Origin of the sequence: Rhodococcus qingshengii JCM 15477 (assembly GCF_023221595.1) — a bacterium.
Classification (GTDB): Bacteria; Actinomycetota; Actinomycetes; order Mycobacteriales; family Mycobacteriaceae; genus Rhodococcus_F; species Rhodococcus_F qingshengii.
Map to the genome: position 1 here is coordinate 4706025 of NZ_CP096563.1, position 15147 is coordinate 4721171.

Genomic DNA, 15147 nt, shown 5'->3' on the forward strand with positions numbered 1-15147 from the left:
GCTTCTGGCGCCGTCTTCGTCACACCCACGAAGCACGTCCGGACCGCACCAATCTGTCGACGACGGTGGTGGGTACTTCCTCGATGGTCATTCCGACCAGAAGATGATCACGCCATTGGCCGTCGACATCGAGGTAGCGCTTGAGAAGACCTTCCTCCCGGAACCCCACATTTCGTAGGACTGCGCGACTCGACGCGTTCTCCGGCCGAACAGTGGCCTCCACTCGATGCAGACCGACCTTCGAGAATGCGTGATCGAGTGTGAGTGCAACGGCAGCTGTGGCTACGCCCCCACCGGTCACGTGCGAGGCGACCCAATAGCCCACCCAGGCGGACCGCAGAGCGCCGCGCACCACATTTCCGATGGTGACCTGCCCGCAGTACTTCCCGTCGAGTTCGATCACCAGGGGAAGGATCCTGCCCTTGCGCGCTTCGGAGCGAAGGTTTCCGCACAGGGACGGCCAGACGGTGATGTGGTGGCGAGCATCCCAGGGCGATTCTCCGGTGGGCTCCCACGGCTCGAGGTGCTCGCGATCGCGAATGCGGAGACGACTCCACACAGCAGCGTCACGGAGCTTCACGGGGCGGACGGTCACCACTCCCGCGGGCACTCGCAGCGGGCCGAGATCTTCCGGCCATCCTGGATGGACTGACATCACACCCCACTCGGGTCGGCGTTACCCACGTTGGGCGAGAAAAGCTACGTCGACTTCTTCACCGATGTGCACTTCGGTGACGTCTCGATCGACCAGAACCAAGCAATTGGCTTCCGCCAAGGTCGCGAGGAGATGTGAGGACGCACCGGGCGCACCCCCGAGGGCCTGCACCAGGTACTCCCCTGTCGCTTCGTCACGCATCAGCTGACCACGCAGAAAACCCTTGCGATCGGCAATCGACGTGATCGTTCCCACTGTCCGCGCCTTCACTACTCGCCGCATCGGCTGGCGGCGTCCGAGCGCGATTCTGATCAGCGGGCGAACCATGACTTCGAATACCACCAGTGCGCTGACCGGGTTGGACGGTAGGAGAAAGGTCGGAACCTCGTCCCTTCCCAGCTTTCCGAAGCCTTGCACCGATCCCGGATGCATGGCAACGCGCTCCACCTCGAGTGTCCCCAGGTCGGCAAGCGCCTCACGAACCTCGTCGGACGCTCCGCCGCCCACGGCACCGGCGATGACAACGATTTCCGAGCGAATCAGCTGTCCCTCGACTACTTCGCGAAGACGACGCGAGTCGTTGCCTGCGATTCCCACACGGTTGACGTCGGCGCCGGCATCGCGCGCTGCGGCGGCGAGGGCATACGAATTGACGTCGTAAACCTGACCAGGTCCCGGCGTGCGATCCACGTCGACGAGTTCTCCGCCGACGCTGATGACGGAGAGGCGCGGACGCGGATGGACGAGTACTTTGTCGCGGCCGACCGCGGCAAGCAACCCGACCTGTGCGGCTCCGATGATGGTGCCTGCCCGAACGGCCACGTCGCCCGGCTGGACGTCGTCGCCTGCACGGCGAACGTAATCGCCCGAACGCACCGGCTCGAAGATCCGAACGCGAGCGCGACCACCGTCGGTGTTTTCGAGCGGGAGCACGGCGTCGGCCAGCGTGGGCAGCGGCGCGCCCGTGTCGACTCGAACGGCCTGACGCGGTTGCAAGCGGATCGGTTGGCGTGAGCCCGCCGTCACCTCGCCGACCACCGGCAAGCTGAGGTCCGTAGGCTCGCCGTCCTCGCCTCGGAGGTCGGCTCCAGCTCCGGCGACATCGACACTGCGAACCGCGTAACCGTCGATGGCAGCTTGATCGAATCCCGGCAATGGGCGTTCGGTCACCACTTCCTCGGCACACAGCAGTCCCTGCGCCTCCGAGATGGCGACCCGAACCGGACGGGGTGCCACTGCAGCAGCGGTAACCCTGGTCTGCTGCTCCTCAACCGACCGCATCTGGTCCGCGTCCTCCTGTGTCTGGAAATTCGGTGATATCCGTCAGCTCATGATGCCTTGCCGCCGAAAAGGGACAAGCACATTGATACTGCGTTATCGGGCGATCAACCACCGTGGCGACACGCTCAGCGGTCGAGCCGATCCGCGAGCCACTTACGCAAGGACGGGCCGTAATCGTCACTGTCGAGCGCCAGGTCCACCGAAGCGCGGAGGTACCCGCCGGGGTTGCCCAGGTCATGACGCGTTCCGCGGTGCACCACCACGTGAACCGGATGGCCCTCGGAAATCAGGAGAGCGATGGCGTCGGTGAGTTGCAACTCACCGCCGGCTCCCGGCTCGATGCGACGAAGTGCGTCGAAGATCGCACGATCGAGCAGATAGCGACCTGCAGCGGCAAAGGTCGACGGCGCGTCTTCCACAGCCGGCTTCTCGACCATGCCGACGACCTTGAGGACGTCGGGATTGACCGCGTCGGGAACGATCTCGACGTCGAAGACGCCGTAAGCGCTGACTGCGTCTTTCGGGACGTCGATTGCACAGAGAACGGATCCGCCGCGCTTGGCCCGAACTCGCGCCATGATCTCCAGGACGCCACGCGGTAGTACGAGATCATCGGGCAGAAGGACCGCGATGGCATCTTCGTCGTCGTCGAGAACCGACTCGACGCAACCGACTGCATGCCCGAGGCCGAGGGGCTGCTCCTGAATCACGGAGTCGACTTCGAGCAAACCCGGCGCTTTGCGCACCTTCGCCAGGGCAGCGAGTTTTCCGCTTGCTTCCAGCTTGCTTTCGAGCACGAGATCCTCGACGAAGTGGGCAACCACGCCGTCTTTGCCCGGGGACGTCACGATGACGAGCCGCTCGGCTCCCGAGTCCGCAGCTTCACCTGCCACCAGTTCGATACCCGGTGTGTCCACGACCGGCAGCAATTCTTTCGGAACCGTCTTGGTGGCAGGCAGGAAACGCGTACCAAGTCCGGCTGCGGGAACCACGGCCGTACGGAAGGCCCTCGTGCTGCTAGCGACAACGTCTGTCATGCCAACACCTTAGCCGCCGCTTGTTACCGCTCGGTCAGCACGACGAATATCGTTGCGGGGTGACACCTCAGACAAAAGCACAATGGCGACAAATCACACTCGCAGCACGTGATGCAGTCTCCGAGCACACTCGAAACACGGAAACTGCGGCGTTGATCACGCACATACGTTCAGTGATTGTCGACGGCTCGGTCGTCTGTGCGTACGTCCCCACCCGCACCGAACCAGGATCCACCGATTTGCTCGACGCCGTTGCCGAGATCGCTCAGCGTGTACTACTTCCGATCACCGGGGAGCCGGGACCGTTGTCCTGGGTCGAGTACAGCGGCGCGGACGGTTTGCGCCCCGCGAAGTACGGCATTCGAGAGCCTGTCGGACCCGTCCTACCACCGGAAACCCTGTCCGACGTGGAATGCATGCTTGTCCCTGCTCTCGCGGTGGATCTTCGCGGAACACGCCTCGGCCGTGGCGCAGGCTTCTACGACCGGACGCTCGGGTCGGTCGGACCACAGACTCGGCTCGTGGCAATTGTCAGAGACTCCGAACTCGTCGAGGCCTTGCCTGCCGACGACCACGACATTCCCATGGGCTGGGCATTGACGCCAAGCGGCGGTCTCACGCCGCTCCAAGGCGATTGATCTGCGGGAATAGATCCCTGATTAGCGCTGTTGGCACTGTCACTTGTAGAGTGCTAAAGGCTGCGGTGTAAATACGCGGCTGCTCGAACATCACAGTGCGGAGGAAGCCCGGTGCCCACCTACTCATACGCATGTACGGAATGTGACAACCGTTTCGACATCGTCCAGTCCTTCAGCGAAGATTCGCTGACGGTCTGCCCAGCTTGCTCAGGCAAGCTCCGCAAGCTGTTCAACTCTGTTGGCATCGTGTTCAAGGGCAGCGGCTTCTACCGCACCGACAGCCGCGGCGGCTCCGGGACTGCGAGCGAGCCCGCCAAGAGTGATTCGGCACCCGCTACGAAGTCCGAGTCCAAGTCGGACTCCTCTTCGACATCGAGTTCGTCGACCAGCACGCCGGCGCCCGCAAAGGCTGCCGCGAGCTGATTTCCACAACCTCCGGGTTGTCCACAGTTTCACATGGTTAGGGCCGGAAGCACCGCTTCCGGCCCTAACGTGCATGAATGCCGTCAGCACGTTCTCGCTCGCCGAGGCGCTCCGATCCACTGCGCGCCCAACTCGATCTCAGCCCGAGCACCTTCGATCGCGTCGTCGAACTGACACGCGGCACACGATTCCGCACGGCGACAGTCCGTAAGATCGCAGCCGTTGTCCTGGCCACACTCGGCGTTGTTCTCTTCTTTCGAGGCGATCCCGCGACCGACACCGTCGCCGTAGTTGTCTCGAGCCGCGATCTCACTCCGGGGCAGGTGATTGCGGATTCGGATGTCGAGATGCGAGAGATCGACTCGAAACAACTTCCCGAAGGAGTTGTCTCCGATACCGACCTGGTAGTCGGGAGAACCGTTGCCGGCCCGATTCGCTCCGGAGAAACCGTCACCGACGTGCGCGTTCTCAGCCCACGGCTGGCCGGGTTGTCGGTAGGAACCGACGACGCCCGCATCGTCCCCGTCCGATTGGCCGATGCGGCCGTCGCGGACATGTTGCGCAGCGGGGACGTCGTCGACGTCCTGACCGTCGGCCCTGACACATCCCGCCCAGACACACCCCACCCCGACACACCCAACGAATCAGTTGCAGACAAGGCCCCACAAATTCTTGCGGCAGGAGCGGTAGTCGCGTTGGTCACCACGTCGGAAAGTACACGTACCCAGCAGGAACAGGTGATTTTGCTGGCCCTGCCGACACCAGCAGCCAACGTCGTAGCCGCGGCATCTCTGTCCAATGCGATCACCGTGACATTCCGCTGAGCGCACAAAGCGTCCGAAGCTCCTCTAGGATTTTTCCAGTCGGTTCGGTATCAACGGACCATCTGGCACTTGCCATCGGAGACTCGAGGGGACACCGACATGCTCAAGGGATTCAAGGACTTCCTGCTTCGCGGAAACGTGCTCGACCTGGCCGTCGCAGTGGTCATCGGCGCGGCCTTCACCGCCATCGTGACTGCCTTCACCAGCAATATCATCAACCCACTTGTCGCTTCGATTGGCGGAGCCAACGAATACGGGTGGGGCATTCAGCTGACGGGTGACTCCGCTGAGACGTTCCTGAACTTCGGTGCGGTCGTCACCGCGATCATCAACTTCATCATCATCGCAGCGGTCGTCTACTTCGTGCTGATCGTCCCTGCGAATGCGGCGAAGAAGAAGTTCGTCTCCGAGCCCGAGGACAAGGAAGCCAGCGAAACCGATCTGCTCATCCAGATCCGCGACATCCTCTCGGCCAATGCCGGTGGCGCCGACACGGGAGCGCACGCCAAGACTCTCGAATAGGCAGTGCCCACAGATCAAATCAGGCCCTCGGACAATTGTCCGGGGGCCTGATTTACTTCTCAACCCCCGTGGTGCGGGGGCCGCTGACTGCGCAGCCAGTCGTCGTCCGAGGACCGCGAGGATCCCTCGGGACCCCGCTCGTCCGACGTCGTCTCGGGAAAGACGTCCCCGAAGATGCGCGCCAGGCGCTTCTTGTCGACTGACGGCTTCTTCGGGGTATCGCGTTGCTCCGACAAGCTGTCTCAGCCCTCGAGGCTGGAGAGCTCGGCGATCACGTGACTCGCCAAAGCCGTCAGGGTTGCCATGCCGTCGCGAATTGCCGGCCTGGTCGACGCCAGATTGGCGACCACGGTGCTTCCCGAAACTCCGACGAGGCCGCGGGACAAGCCTGCTTCGAGCGATCCGGCCGAAAGACCGGAAGCACGAAGTGCTTCGGCAATTCCCGGGATCTCGCGATCGAGAACCTCAGCGGTCACGTCAGGAGTGACGTCACGCGGGGATACCCCGGTACCGCCGACCGAGATGACGAGGTCGACGCCACCGATGACTGCGGTGTTGAGAGCGTTGCGGATCTCCACTTCGTCGGCGGCGACGGCGACTGTCGCATCGACGAGAAAACCCGCTTCGTTCAGCAGTTCCGTGACCAGTGGACCGATGGAGTCGGTGTTGTCGCCGTGGGCTGTGCGATCGTCGACGATGACGACCAGAGCGCGGCCGGCCGATGTGGCTTCGAGTTCCATGACTCCTACCGTAGTGTCCGATCCCGACGCCGTTGCGATCTGGCCGAAGATCGGGTCGATCGTCTGCTGATCGCCGAACATCATCGACCGCCCTGCGCTGCCGCGGTTCCCAACGTGACGTCGACGGTCTTGGTCTGCCCGCCGTCGCTGTACGTGATCGAGACCTTGTCGCCGGGAGCATGTGAACGCACTGCCGCGATCAGCGAATCACCATCTGCGACAACACGATCGTCGACCTTGGTGATGACTGCACCCTTCGGGATACCGGCCTTGGCGGCCGGCCCGTCAGCAGTGACATCCATGACGGTTGCGCCGTCGGCGTTGTCCTGCGACGGCACGGTCACGCCGATCATGGCCTGAGTCGCCTTGCCGGTCTTGATCAGTTCGTCGGCGACGCGGCGTGCCTGATCGATCGGGATGGCGAAACCAAGTCCGATCGAACCGCCTTGGGTACCCGACGACGCTCCGAGCGAGGCGATCGCCGTGTTGATGCCGATCAGCTGGCCGTCCATGTTGACGAGGGCGCCACCGGAGTTGCCGGGGTTGATCGCTGCGTCGGTCTGCAGAGCGTCGATGACGGTGTTCTGGTTGCCGGACTCGCCGCTCGTGGAGACCGGGCGATCGAGTGCGGAGATGATGCCTTCGGTGACCGTGCCGGCCAGGCCGAGTGGGGACCCGACGGCAACCACCTGCTGTCCGACCTGGACGTCGCCGGAGTTGCCGAGATCGATGGGCGTGAGGTCGTTGCGACCGTCGACCTTGATGACGGCGATGTCGGAGACGGGGTCGGCACCGACCAGAGTGGCCGAGGCCTTGGTTCCGTCGGAGAACGCAACGCGAAGTTGCGCTCCCTGTGCGCCGGCAACGTGGTTGTTGGTCAGGATCAGACCGTCGGAGGACAGGATGACACCGGAGCCCTCACCGCCCTGTCCCTGCGCGGTGGCTACCTCGATCTGCACGACGCTGGGCACGACCTTCGAGGCAACGGCCTGAACCGAGCCGGCGGGAGCGTTGGACGTGTTGGTCGCAGTGGGCTTCGGAGCGTTCAGAGAGTTGGTGACCGTCGCGGTTCCACCGTTGCGGTCCGCGACGACGGCGCCGACCACGCCACCGACACCACCACTGACCAGGACCAGGGCGAGAGCGCCGGCAACCAGCGCCATGCGTCCCGACTTCGGCTTGGTGGTGGTCGAACCGGAGTTCGGCCCCTGCAGCGGTGCGGGGATCTGATTGTGGCCGCCGCCCGGGCCGTTCGGGCCGCCGGGGCCACCAGGGTTGGGTGCGCCGTACGGGGCGCTCTGCTGGTACGCGGCCTCATGGGCACCGTGCGGGTGGCCGAAAGCCTGCGTGGGCTGCTGCTGTGCCTGCCCGAAGGCTTCGGCGGGTCGGGCGAACGACTCGGTCGGCTGGTACGGCTGCTGAGGCGCCTGCCCCTGAGGCTGCTGCGGCGGCACGGGGGGCTGTGCCTGAGGTGCCGTCGGCTGTGCTTGAGGTGCTGTCGGCTGCGCCTGGGTGGTGGGTTCGCTGTTGGGCTGCTCGGGCCGGGTCGGCCCGACGTTACGGTCCTCGGTCATCGGCTCGCTTTCGTCTACGGTGACCACCGGACGGGCAGTCACAACTGTTCTGCCGACAATGCTGCCTTGCGCTGCTGAGAAGGCGCTGAGACGTGCCTGTCACTTTACCCAGAGTTCGACGTGAAAAACCGGTGTTGTCGGTTCGGCCCGAAAGACTTTCGGGCCGAACGCATTAAGCCGTGACGTCAGTCACCGAAGCGCGGGACCAACGGGTCTACAGAACACGCTACTCGGCACTCGGCCCCGGTTCACCGGGAAGCACGATACGAACAAGCGCTCCCCCACGATCGGATTCGTCGATCGCGATGGTGCCGCCGTGCTTGACGACGACCTGACGCACAATCGCAAGTCCCAGACCCGATCCCGGCATCGAACGTGCCGCAGTCGACCGGTAGAAACGATCGAACACCAACTCCCGATCCTCCTCCGGAATGCCAGGTCCCGCATCACTTACGGTCAATTCCAACAATCCTTGACCCACCGGTCGCATTTCGACGCGTACCTGTTCGCCCTTCGGACTCCACTTCGCAGCGTTGTCGAGGACGTTCAGCACGGCACGCGACAGGCCCGCTTGATCTCCGTAGACGTACCACGGAGTGGTGACCGCCTCGAACTCGATTTCGTTGCGCCTGCGCCGCGCTCGTTCGAGCGCACGCTCGACGACGTCGCTGACGTCGACGCGCTCGTACACGGTTTCGGGTGCGTCTTCACGGGCCAGGTCGACGAGGTCGCCGACCAGAGTCGAGAGTTCCTCGATCTGCGCGACGACGTCGGCACGCAGTTCTGCCATGTCCTCGTCGGGAATCTGCGGCGCACCGGGGCGACTGGACGCGATCAGCAATTCCATGTTGGTGCGCAACGAAGTCAACGGCGTCCGCAACTCGTGTCCGGCGTCCGCGACGAGGCGCGACTGACGCTCGCGGGACTCGGCGAGCGCCCGCAGCATCGTGTTGAAACTCTCTGTCAGGCGCGCCAATTCGTCGCTGCCGGTTACGGGGATCTGCGTCAGATCGTCGGTCCGAGCGACTCGTTCGGTGGCAGCAGTCAGCCTGGCAATGGGTCGTAAACCGGTGCGGCCCACGGTAGTACCCGCCACTGCCGCAAGTATGACGCCACACCCGCCGACCACGAAGAGCACCCAGGCCAGTCGGTCCAGTACTGCAACGGTCGGCGCGAGCCGCTGACCGATCACCAAAGTGCTTCCGTCATGGGTTCGTTGAGCCAGCACTCGCTGACCGTCGACGGTTCGCAGCGAGGAATCCGATTCGCCACGCGCTACGGCGTCTTCGGCTTCACCGATCGGCACGTCGGAACCGGGCGGCTGGTACGTGCTCAGGTCCGAGAAGATCAGGGCCACACTGATGTCAGTGGTGTACAGCGTCGCACCGGAGATGTAGCGAGGATCGAATCGCACGACATTGCTGTCGATCAGCACCGCTGCCCTGGTACGCAACTGGTGATCGACGTCCGCGTAGAGCGCACGCGAAACCACCGCGTAGGCAGCGATCGCCATGACTGCGACGGCAATGGCCACCACCGACGCGGCGAGCAGCGTCACACGCCAACGCAATGACACCGAACGGGTCAGCGGCATCGGCGGGCGCATTTCGACGGACGCTTGGGTGGTGGAGGATTTCTTCGGTTCGGCGTTCTTGCCGAACGGAGCGGTGATCACGGAGGCGTCTCCCGCAGGACGTATCCGACTCCGCGGACGGTGTGGATCAACCTCGGTTCGCCGTCGGCTTCCGTCTTGCGACGCAGGTAGCCGACATACACCTCGAGGGCATTGCCGGACGTCGGGAAGTCGTATCCCCACACTTCTTCGAGAATGCGTCCACGGGTCAGCACGCGGCGTGGGTTGGCCATGAGCATTTCGAGGAGGGAGAACTCGGTGCGCGTCAGGCTGATCGATCGTTCGCCGCGCTTGACCTCACGGGTGACCGGGTCGAGGGTGAGGTCCTCGAACGCCATCATTTCGGAATCGGCGTCCAGATCGGGCGCGGTGCGGCGAAGTAGTGCACGCAACCTGGCAAGCAACTCTTCCAAAGCGAAGGGCTTGGGCAGGTAGTCGTCCGCTCCGGCATCGAGACCGGCCACTCGCTCGCTGACCGAATCGCGGGCGGTGAGCACGAGGATGGGCAGGTCGTCGCCGGCACTGCGAAGACGACGGCACACTTCGAGTCCGTCGAGTCGCGGCATCATGACGTCGAGCACGACGGCGTCGGGCCGGTTGGCGAGGATCTTCTCGAGTGCGTCGAGCCCGTCGACCGCGAGCTCGACCGTGTAGCCGTTGAAGCTGAGCGACCGCCGAAGCGACTCGCGAACCGCCCGGTCGTCGTCGACCACCAAAATACGCATACCGACAGTTTGGACTGAAGTGCTGAGATGCGGCTGAGAGGGTCCGATTCCGGCCTCCGGCGTGTCGCGGTCAGTCCCGGGTTCGCCTCGGCCCGGGCAGGCTCCAATGACGCCATAACGCAAGCAGTCTGAACACCGCGGCGAACGCTGTGCCGCACACCAGCGCGGCGTTGGTGGACAGTCCGGCTTGCGAGACTGTGACCACCAACGCAGCGCCGAGCAGTGCGGGAACCGCGTACAGGTCCTTGTGCAGGAGCAGTGGCACCTCGTTGACGAGAACGTCGCGGATCACGCCGCCGCCGATCGCCGCGGTCGCACCGATCAAGGTCGCCGCCAGCGAACTGGCGTTGTTGTCCAGCGCGATGACGGCGCCGGTGCTCGCGAACAAGCCCATCCCCAGTGCGTCGAGCGCCAGGATTTCACGACGCAGTCGATTGAGCGGCTCGTGGAGGTAGAACACGGCGAGTGAGGTGGCGGCGGCCGTTCCGAAGTACGGCCAACTGCTCAGAGAGCTGGGCGGATGGACGCCGAGGAGAACGTCGCGGACGATACCGCCGCCGATGCCGGTGAACACACCCACCGAGCACACCCCGAAGATGTCGAGTCGCTTGGTGACGCCCACCAGGGCACCCGAGGCCGCGAACGCCACGATGCCCACCAGTTCGAGGATCCTCAGCAGCACCGGCCAAGGATCGCACGGTCAGATGCGGCTCGGGTCGATCACCCCGAGTCGAACTGCTTTGACCAGTCGCCGAGGGACTCGGTGGGTCTGGCCGAAGGCTGTGACCTCGACCAGATCGGGCGCCGTCGCCTTCCACTGGGCACGACGGCTGCGCGTGTTGGAACGGGACATCTTCCGCTTGGGAACGGCCATCAGAGTGCCTTGCGCTTTCCGTAGCGCCGCTCGAACTTCTCGACGCGTCCGGCGGTGTCCATCACACGTTGCGCTCCGGTCCAGAACGGGTGAGAGTCGCTCGTGACGTCGACGACCAGCAGCGGGTACGTGCCACCATCTTCCCATTCGACGGTGCGCTCACTCGTCACGGTCGATCGGGTCAGGAAGCTCTTGCCGGTGCTGGCGTCCTGGAAGACCACCGGGTGGTAGTCGGGGTGCATCTGCTTCTTCATTCGTTTCCCTCTCGCGTTGATTCGGTTTCGGCATAAGGTGATTCGGATTCGTCACACGGGTCTTCGTGAAACTCGCCGAACGGGTCTTCCCACGTTGCCCACGACGCTTCGTCCGCCAATTCGTCGTCGGTGACCAAGGCGTGCTGCAGTGTTCGGTCGATCTCGAGCGGGTTCGCACCGCACGTCAGAACGACCATCGAGGTGTCGCGATCACCGAAACGCTCGTCCCATTTCAGGGCCGCGAGTGCACGGCGTTCAGCTGGAACGCGGTCTCGTTCCTCCGGCGTCATCGCGGCAAGCCAGGTGTCCGCGCTGGCAACTCGCAGGCCACCGCCGGCCGATTCGAGCCAGAGCGCTTCACCCGGTTGCGTCGCCACCCAGACTCGTCCGCGGGAGTACACGACGCCTTCGAGCAGGACGTCGATCGCCTCGTGCAGACGACCGGGGTGGAACGGCCGGTTCGCGGTGAACTCGACGAGCATCACTCCGCCGTCGTCGTCGAGCGGCGGCTGGCGACGCAACAGCGGTGAGTGAGCGTCGGCCAGTTCACCGCGTCGCGCATCCGCAGGCACCTCGAGGAGCAGTGCCTCGATGTCGTCTCCCTCATCGAAGACGGGTACCCGTGGAGCGATGCGCGCGAGAACCGCGTTCAAGCGGGACCGCTGCCAGCCGTCGAGCGCATCGGACCCGCGTAGGACGAGCGCGTCGGCGAAGTCGACCTGCCCGACGACGACCTGAGCCAGGGTGCGGTCGTCGTCGAGAGCTTCGTCGCCGGTGGCGTCTGCCAGCCAGGTCGCCGCGTCGATGCACGTCACGACGGCATCGACGCGGACGTCCCGCTGCGCCGGTCCGTCCAGTTGGCCGACGACGCCGGTCACGACGACGTGCTCGATCGCCCAGCACAGCGCCTCGGGCTCGAGTTGCCGGTCCAACAGCAACACGATCCGCTGCACCGAACTGTGCGAGTGAAGCCGGCGCAGGAGCGGCAGCAAGTCTTCGCGCAGGGTGCAGGAGACGCAGCCGTGCGCGAGCTCGAGGATCGTCTCGCGCTCGGACACAGCGCCGGCAGACCCGGCACTCCCGGTCATCGAGGTGACCGTCCGCCGGACCACCCCTTCACGGACGTGGCTCAGGTCGTGGTGGACCAGAACAGTTCCGGTTCGCAGCAACGCTCGTGCGGTGTGTGGGGTGGATTCGCTCATGCCGGCGACCAGGACCAGCGGAGTCCTGCCGTCCAAGATCGTGTTCACAGCGGGCCTTTCTGGGAATGATTGTCATTACCGAGGTTGAACGGTACATTGATCTCACCGCATTGTCGAAAATGATTGTCATCTGCAAGTTGAAAGGAACACCCATGTCGGCTCACTGCCAAGTGACCGGACGTGTGCCGGGGTTCGGAAAATCCGTCTCGCACTCTCACAAGCGTTCGAACCGTCGCTGGAACCCGAACATCCAGCGCAAGACCTACCTCCTGCCCAGCGAGGGGCGTCGCATCACACTCACGCTCTCGACCAAGGGCATCAAGACGATCGACCGCGACGGCATCGAATCCGTCGTCGCCCGGATCCGCGCGCGCGGCGAGAAGGTCTGAGCAGATGGCACGCAACGAGATCCGCCCGATCGTGAAACTCAAGTCCACCGCGGGCACCGGGTACACGTACGTGACCCGCAAGAACCGTCGTAACGACCCCGATCGACTCGTACTGAAGAAGTACGACCCGGTGCTGCGAAAGCACGTCGATTTCCGAGAAGAGAAGTAGGCATGGCCAAGAAGTCGAAGATCGCGAAGAACAACCAGCGACGGGTCGTCGTCGAGCGGTACGCGGAGCAGCGGTCCGCTCTCAAGGAGACGATCCGCTCCCCGAAAAGCTCGGCAGAGGAGCGCGCGAAGGCCCAAGCGACCCTGCAACGTCTACCACGCGACGCCAGTCCGGTACGATTGCGCAATCGAGACGCTGCGGATGGACGTCCGCGCGGCCACCTGCGGAAGTTCGGGCTCTCCCGGATTCGCGTGCGAGAAATGGCGCACCGTGGGGAACTGCCTGGCGTACACAAGTCGAGCTGGTAAGGAAGTCGGATGGCAGTCAAGCGTTCACCGTCGAAGAAGCCACGCCCCGTAGAGGGTCGTAAGCCCAAGAAGAACCCGTTGTTCGCAGCGAAGATCACGCATGTCGATTACAAGGACATCAACTTGCTTCGCACGTTCATCTCGGACCGCGGCAAGATCCGCAGCCGTCGCGTCACGGGCCTGACCCCGCAGCAGCAGCGTCAGGTCGCCGTTGCAGTGAAGAACGCACGCGAAATGGCGTTGCTCCCCTTCACCGCCGCCCGGTAGTCATACGTGCTCGGTAGTCACACGTAGAAGTACCGAAGAGGTCGCGCAGTCACTCGACTGCGCGGCCTTTTTGTTGCCCTGACTAAGATTTTCCCGAAGTCGTTCATTCCAGTCGAGAGGTGCCCGCAGCGTGTCGGGAGTTGTTGCGGGTTTCACCGTAATTTTTGTTGTCATCGCGGTCGGGTATCTCCTCGGCCGTCTCGGCACCCTCGGTAGCCAAGGACAGTTCGTTCTCGGTCGACTCGTCTTCTTCGTCGCGACGCCTGCCCTGCTGTTCACCACCCTCGCGTCGTCCGATCTTTCGGTGATCTTCTCGCCGACGCTCGCCGTTGCGTCGGCTACTGCCTTTGCCGTCGGCGCTCTGTACGTCGTCGTCGCAAAGATCTGGCTCAACCGGCCGCTACCCGAACTGACCATCGGCGCGCTGTCGGCTTCGTACGTGAATTCGGCCAACCTCGGAATCCCGATCGCGGTGTTCGTGCTCGGCGATGCCACGTTCGTCGCGCCGCTCCTGCTCTTTCAGATCGTCGTGTACTCCCCGATCGCCTTGACGATCCTCGATCTGACGGCCCTTCGCGGCGCGGATGCCGAGAAGCTCTCGTTGATCGACACCGTCACCGCCCCGTTCAAGAATCCGATCGTGCTCGCGGGCGCTGCGGGGTTGATCGTCGCGTTGATCGGTTGGGTACCGCCCCGGCCGCTGATGCAGCCTTTCGAATTGATCGGCGCGACGTCCGTACCCGGTGCGCTGTTGGCATTCGGGCTCTCGCTCTACGGCGTGCGGGTGCTGGAGAAGGGCTCGAGTCCACGCCGCGACGTCGCGCTGGCATCGACGCTCAAGATCGTGGTCCAACCTGTGCTGGCCTATCTGATGGCGCATTTCCTCCTCGGCATCGACGGTCATCAGTTGTTCGCCATCGTGGTCGTCTCGACGTTGCCGACGGCGCAGAACGTCTTCATCTATGCAAGCCGCTATCGGCGCGGAATGGTCCTCGCCCGAGACAGTGCCTTTGTCACCACTTTGGCGTCAATTCCCGCAATTGCGCTGGTCACAGCGCTACTCGCTTGAGCAGGGTTACGGTGGATTCATGCGTGTACTAACCCTCGCCGTTCTGGCCTGCCTTGCTGTGGCCGGATGCTCCGTCGGGGCCCAGACCACGGGGCCGGTTGCCGCACCGAATCCGATGGCGGCCAACGAAGCAAGTCCCGCCGACTGGTCGCTCGGAACCCCCGTTCCCGACGAGGTCGACGACAGCGAGATGGGCACGGAGTTCGACAGCCGCACCGACATCGTGGGTGCGACGGCCACCATGTTCGAATCGTGGTCCGAGGTCGACGATCACACGGTGGCAGTCCACTTCGTGACCGGTACTCCGGAGTGCTACGGCGCGTACGCAACCGTCGAAGAGACTGATACGACGGTGATCGTCACGCTCCGAACCGGAGCATTGCCGGAGGCCGCGGACAAGATGTGCATCTTGGTTGCCGTGTTCGGCAGCCTGGACGTTCCGCTGAGCCGACCGCTCGGCGATCGCCACGTCGTCAACGGCTAGCCGCGCCTAAACGGCACAAGATCACCGATCGAACACTCCGTTTCGTCAGGTGTGGTGTGCGTCTCCTCGGGACAGACTG

22 protein-coding genes are annotated in these 15147 nt (G+C 64.0%); 10 read left to right on the forward strand and 12 right to left on the reverse strand.

The features are described 5' to 3' along the window. Positions 1–19: 19 nt before the first annotated feature. From M0639_RS21375 to M0639_RS21385, 3 genes are all read right to left on the reverse strand, one after another. Positions 20–655 (reverse strand): GNAT family N-acetyltransferase, encoded by a 636-nt coding sequence (locus M0639_RS21375; RefSeq protein WP_007727523.1) that lies wholly within the window; start codon positions 653–655, stop codon positions 20–22. A 21-nt stretch (positions 656–676) separates the two neighbouring features. Continuing rightward, positions 677–1936, reverse strand: coding sequence for a molybdotransferase-like divisome protein Glp (glp, locus tag M0639_RS21380; RefSeq protein WP_003946353.1), 1260 nt, complete (start codon positions 1934–1936; stop codon positions 677–679). Positions 1937–2061: 125 nt separating this feature from the next. Continuing rightward, positions 2062–2973 (reverse strand): UTP--glucose-1-phosphate uridylyltransferase, encoded by a 912-nt coding sequence (locus M0639_RS21385; protein WP_003946415.1) that lies wholly within the window; start codon positions 2971–2973, stop codon positions 2062–2064. A gap of 59 nt (positions 2974–3032) precedes the next feature. Between M0639_RS21385 and M0639_RS21390 the strand changes: the two genes are divergently transcribed. The 4 genes from M0639_RS21390 to mscL all read left to right on the forward strand — a co-directional run bounded on the left by M0639_RS21390 (position 3033) and on the right by mscL (position 5380). Then, the gene (locus M0639_RS21390; protein WP_064074033.1) at positions 3033–3611 is read left to right on the forward strand and encodes a 5-formyltetrahydrofolate cyclo-ligase; all 579 of its coding nucleotides are present in this window, start codon (positions 3033–3035) and stop codon (positions 3609–3611) included. A gap of 111 nt (positions 3612–3722) precedes the next feature. Then, a complete protein-coding gene (locus M0639_RS21395) occupies positions 3723–4034 on the forward strand; it encodes an FmdB family zinc ribbon protein (RefSeq protein ID WP_042921300.1) in 312 nt (103 codons plus the stop codon). Between the two features lie 77 nt (positions 4035–4111). Further along, the gene (locus M0639_RS21400; RefSeq protein ID WP_064074032.1) at positions 4112–4858 is read left to right on the forward strand and encodes an SAF domain-containing protein; all 747 of its coding nucleotides are present in this window, start codon (positions 4112–4114) and stop codon (positions 4856–4858) included. A gap of 99 nt (positions 4859–4957) precedes the next feature. Further along, positions 4958–5380: a large conductance mechanosensitive channel protein MscL gene (gene mscL, locus M0639_RS21405; protein WP_030536328.1), complete on the forward strand. Its 423-nt coding sequence runs from the start codon at positions 4958–4960 to the stop codon at positions 5378–5380. A 59-nt stretch (positions 5381–5439) separates the two neighbouring features. On the opposite strand, the gene M0639_RS21410 is transcribed toward mscL, so the two are convergent. The 9 genes from M0639_RS21410 to mrf all read right to left on the reverse strand — a co-directional run bounded on the left by M0639_RS21410 (position 5440) and on the right by mrf (position 12430). Then, entirely contained in the window at positions 5440–5616 is a 177-nt protein-coding gene (locus tag M0639_RS21410) for a hypothetical protein (protein ID WP_165639126.1), read from the reverse strand. Positions 5617–5622: 6 nt separating this feature from the next. After that, positions 5623–6120 (reverse strand): MogA/MoaB family molybdenum cofactor biosynthesis protein, encoded by a 498-nt coding sequence (locus M0639_RS21415; RefSeq protein ID WP_176720912.1) that lies wholly within the window; start codon positions 6118–6120, stop codon positions 5623–5625. An 80-nt stretch (positions 6121–6200) separates the two neighbouring features. Further along, on the reverse strand, positions 6201–7694 hold the full coding sequence (locus tag M0639_RS21420) for a S1C family serine protease (protein WP_228401224.1): 1494 nt from the start codon (positions 7692–7694) through the stop codon (positions 6201–6203). A gap of 226 nt (positions 7695–7920) precedes the next feature. After that, on the reverse strand, positions 7921–9300 hold the full coding sequence (locus tag M0639_RS21425) for a HAMP domain-containing sensor histidine kinase (protein ID WP_020908630.1): 1380 nt from the start codon (positions 9298–9300) through the stop codon (positions 7921–7923). Between the two features lie 65 nt (positions 9301–9365). After that, the gene (locus tag M0639_RS21430) at positions 9366–10052 is read right to left on the reverse strand and encodes a response regulator transcription factor (RefSeq protein WP_003946387.1); all 687 of its coding nucleotides are present in this window, start codon (positions 10050–10052) and stop codon (positions 9366–9368) included. A gap of 70 nt (positions 10053–10122) precedes the next feature. Further along, complete coding sequence (locus M0639_RS21435) at positions 10123–10734, reverse strand: trimeric intracellular cation channel family protein (protein WP_003946409.1); 612 nt, start codon at positions 10732–10734, stop codon at positions 10123–10125. An 18-nt stretch (positions 10735–10752) separates the two neighbouring features. Further along, positions 10753–10926 (reverse strand): 50S ribosomal protein L32, encoded by a 174-nt coding sequence (rpmF, locus tag M0639_RS21440; RefSeq protein WP_007727540.1) that lies wholly within the window; start codon positions 10924–10926, stop codon positions 10753–10755. After that, the gene (locus M0639_RS21445; RefSeq protein WP_003946367.1) at positions 10926–11180 is read right to left on the reverse strand and encodes a type B 50S ribosomal protein L31; all 255 of its coding nucleotides are present in this window, start codon (positions 11178–11180) and stop codon (positions 10926–10928) included. Before M0639_RS21445 ends, rpmF begins: the two co-directional genes overlap by 1 nt. After that, on the reverse strand, positions 11177–12430 hold the full coding sequence (gene mrf, locus M0639_RS21450) for a ribosome hibernation factor-recruiting GTPase MRF (protein WP_082893146.1): 1254 nt from the start codon (positions 12428–12430) through the stop codon (positions 11177–11179). The genes M0639_RS21445 and mrf overlap by 4 nt, the downstream gene beginning before the upstream one ends. Positions 12431–12534: 104 nt before the next feature. On the opposite strand from mrf, the gene rpmB reads away from it, so the two are divergent. The 6 genes from rpmB to M0639_RS21480 all read left to right on the forward strand — a co-directional run bounded on the left by rpmB (position 12535) and on the right by M0639_RS21480 (position 15068). Further along, positions 12535–12771, forward strand: coding sequence for a 50S ribosomal protein L28 (gene rpmB / locus M0639_RS21455; RefSeq protein WP_003946346.1), 237 nt, complete (start codon positions 12535–12537; stop codon positions 12769–12771). A 4-nt stretch (positions 12772–12775) separates the two neighbouring features. After that, positions 12776–12940, forward strand: coding sequence for a 50S ribosomal protein L33 (gene rpmG / locus M0639_RS21460; RefSeq protein WP_003946358.1), 165 nt, complete (start codon positions 12776–12778; stop codon positions 12938–12940). A gap of 2 nt (positions 12941–12942) precedes the next feature. Then, positions 12943–13248, forward strand: a complete 306-nt coding sequence (gene rpsN, locus M0639_RS21465; protein WP_003946379.1) for a 30S ribosomal protein S14 — start codon at positions 12943–12945, stop codon at positions 13246–13248. A 9-nt stretch (positions 13249–13257) separates the two neighbouring features. After that, positions 13258–13515 carry a 30S ribosomal protein S18 gene (gene rpsR / locus M0639_RS21470; protein WP_003946414.1) on the forward strand — a complete coding sequence of 86 codons (258 nt, stop codon included), beginning with the start codon at positions 13258–13260 and terminating at the stop codon, positions 13513–13515. Between the two features lie 130 nt (positions 13516–13645). Then, complete coding sequence (locus M0639_RS21475) at positions 13646–14584, forward strand: AEC family transporter (RefSeq protein WP_003946401.1); 939 nt, start codon at positions 13646–13648, stop codon at positions 14582–14584. Between the two features lie 19 nt (positions 14585–14603). Next, positions 14604–15068: a hypothetical protein gene (locus tag M0639_RS21480; protein WP_037132827.1), complete on the forward strand. Its 465-nt coding sequence runs from the start codon at positions 14604–14606 to the stop codon at positions 15066–15068. Positions 15069–15147 lie beyond the last annotated feature (79 nt).

What these genes read in the sequence shown, in the direction of transcription:
- M0639_RS21375 (WP_007727523.1), bottom strand. Translation starts at nt 655, where the DNA reads ATGTCAGTCCATCCAGGATGGCCGGAAGATCTCGGCCCGCTGCGAGTG.
- glp (WP_003946353.1), bottom strand. Translation starts at nt 1,936, where the DNA reads ATGCGGTCGGTTGAGGAGCAGCAGACCAGGGTTACCGCTGCTGCAGTG.
- M0639_RS21385 (WP_003946415.1), bottom strand. Translation starts at nt 2,973, where the DNA reads ATGACAGACGTTGTCGCTAGCAGCACGAGGGCCTTCCGTACGGCCGTG.
- M0639_RS21400 (WP_064074032.1), top strand. Translation starts at nt 4,112, where the DNA reads ATGCCGTCAGCACGTTCTCGCTCGCCGAGGCGCTCCGATCCACTGCGC.
- mscL (WP_030536328.1), top strand. Translation starts at nt 4,958, where the DNA reads ATGCTCAAGGGATTCAAGGACTTCCTGCTTCGCGGAAACGTGCTCGAC.
- M0639_RS21415 (WP_176720912.1), bottom strand. Translation starts at nt 6,120, where the DNA reads ATGGAACTCGAAGCCACATCGGCCGGCCGCGCTCTGGTCGTCATCGTC.
- M0639_RS21420 (WP_228401224.1), bottom strand. Translation starts at nt 7,694, where the DNA reads ATGACCGAGGACCGTAACGTCGGGCCGACCCGGCCCGAGCAGCCCAAC.
- M0639_RS21425 (WP_020908630.1), bottom strand. Translation starts at nt 9,300, where the DNA reads ATGCGCCCGCCGATGCCGCTGACCCGTTCGGTGTCATTGCGTTGGCGT.
- M0639_RS21430 (WP_003946387.1), bottom strand. Translation starts at nt 10,052, where the DNA reads ATGCGTATTTTGGTGGTCGACGACGACCGGGCGGTTCGCGAGTCGCTT.
- rpmF (WP_007727540.1), bottom strand. Translation starts at nt 10,926, where the DNA reads ATGGCCGTTCCCAAGCGGAAGATGTCCCGTTCCAACACGCGCAGCCGT.
- M0639_RS21445 (WP_003946367.1), bottom strand. Translation starts at nt 11,180, where the DNA reads ATGAAGAAGCAGATGCACCCCGACTACCACCCGGTGGTCTTCCAGGAC.
- rpmB (WP_003946346.1), top strand. Translation starts at nt 12,535, where the DNA reads ATGTCGGCTCACTGCCAAGTGACCGGACGTGTGCCGGGGTTCGGAAAA.
- rpmG (WP_003946358.1), top strand. Translation starts at nt 12,776, where the DNA reads ATGGCACGCAACGAGATCCGCCCGATCGTGAAACTCAAGTCCACCGCG.
- rpsN (WP_003946379.1), top strand. Translation starts at nt 12,943, where the DNA reads ATGGCCAAGAAGTCGAAGATCGCGAAGAACAACCAGCGACGGGTCGTC.
- rpsR (WP_003946414.1), top strand. Translation starts at nt 13,258, where the DNA reads ATGGCAGTCAAGCGTTCACCGTCGAAGAAGCCACGCCCCGTAGAGGGT.
- M0639_RS21480 (WP_037132827.1), top strand. Translation starts at nt 14,604, where the DNA reads ATGCGTGTACTAACCCTCGCCGTTCTGGCCTGCCTTGCTGTGGCCGGA.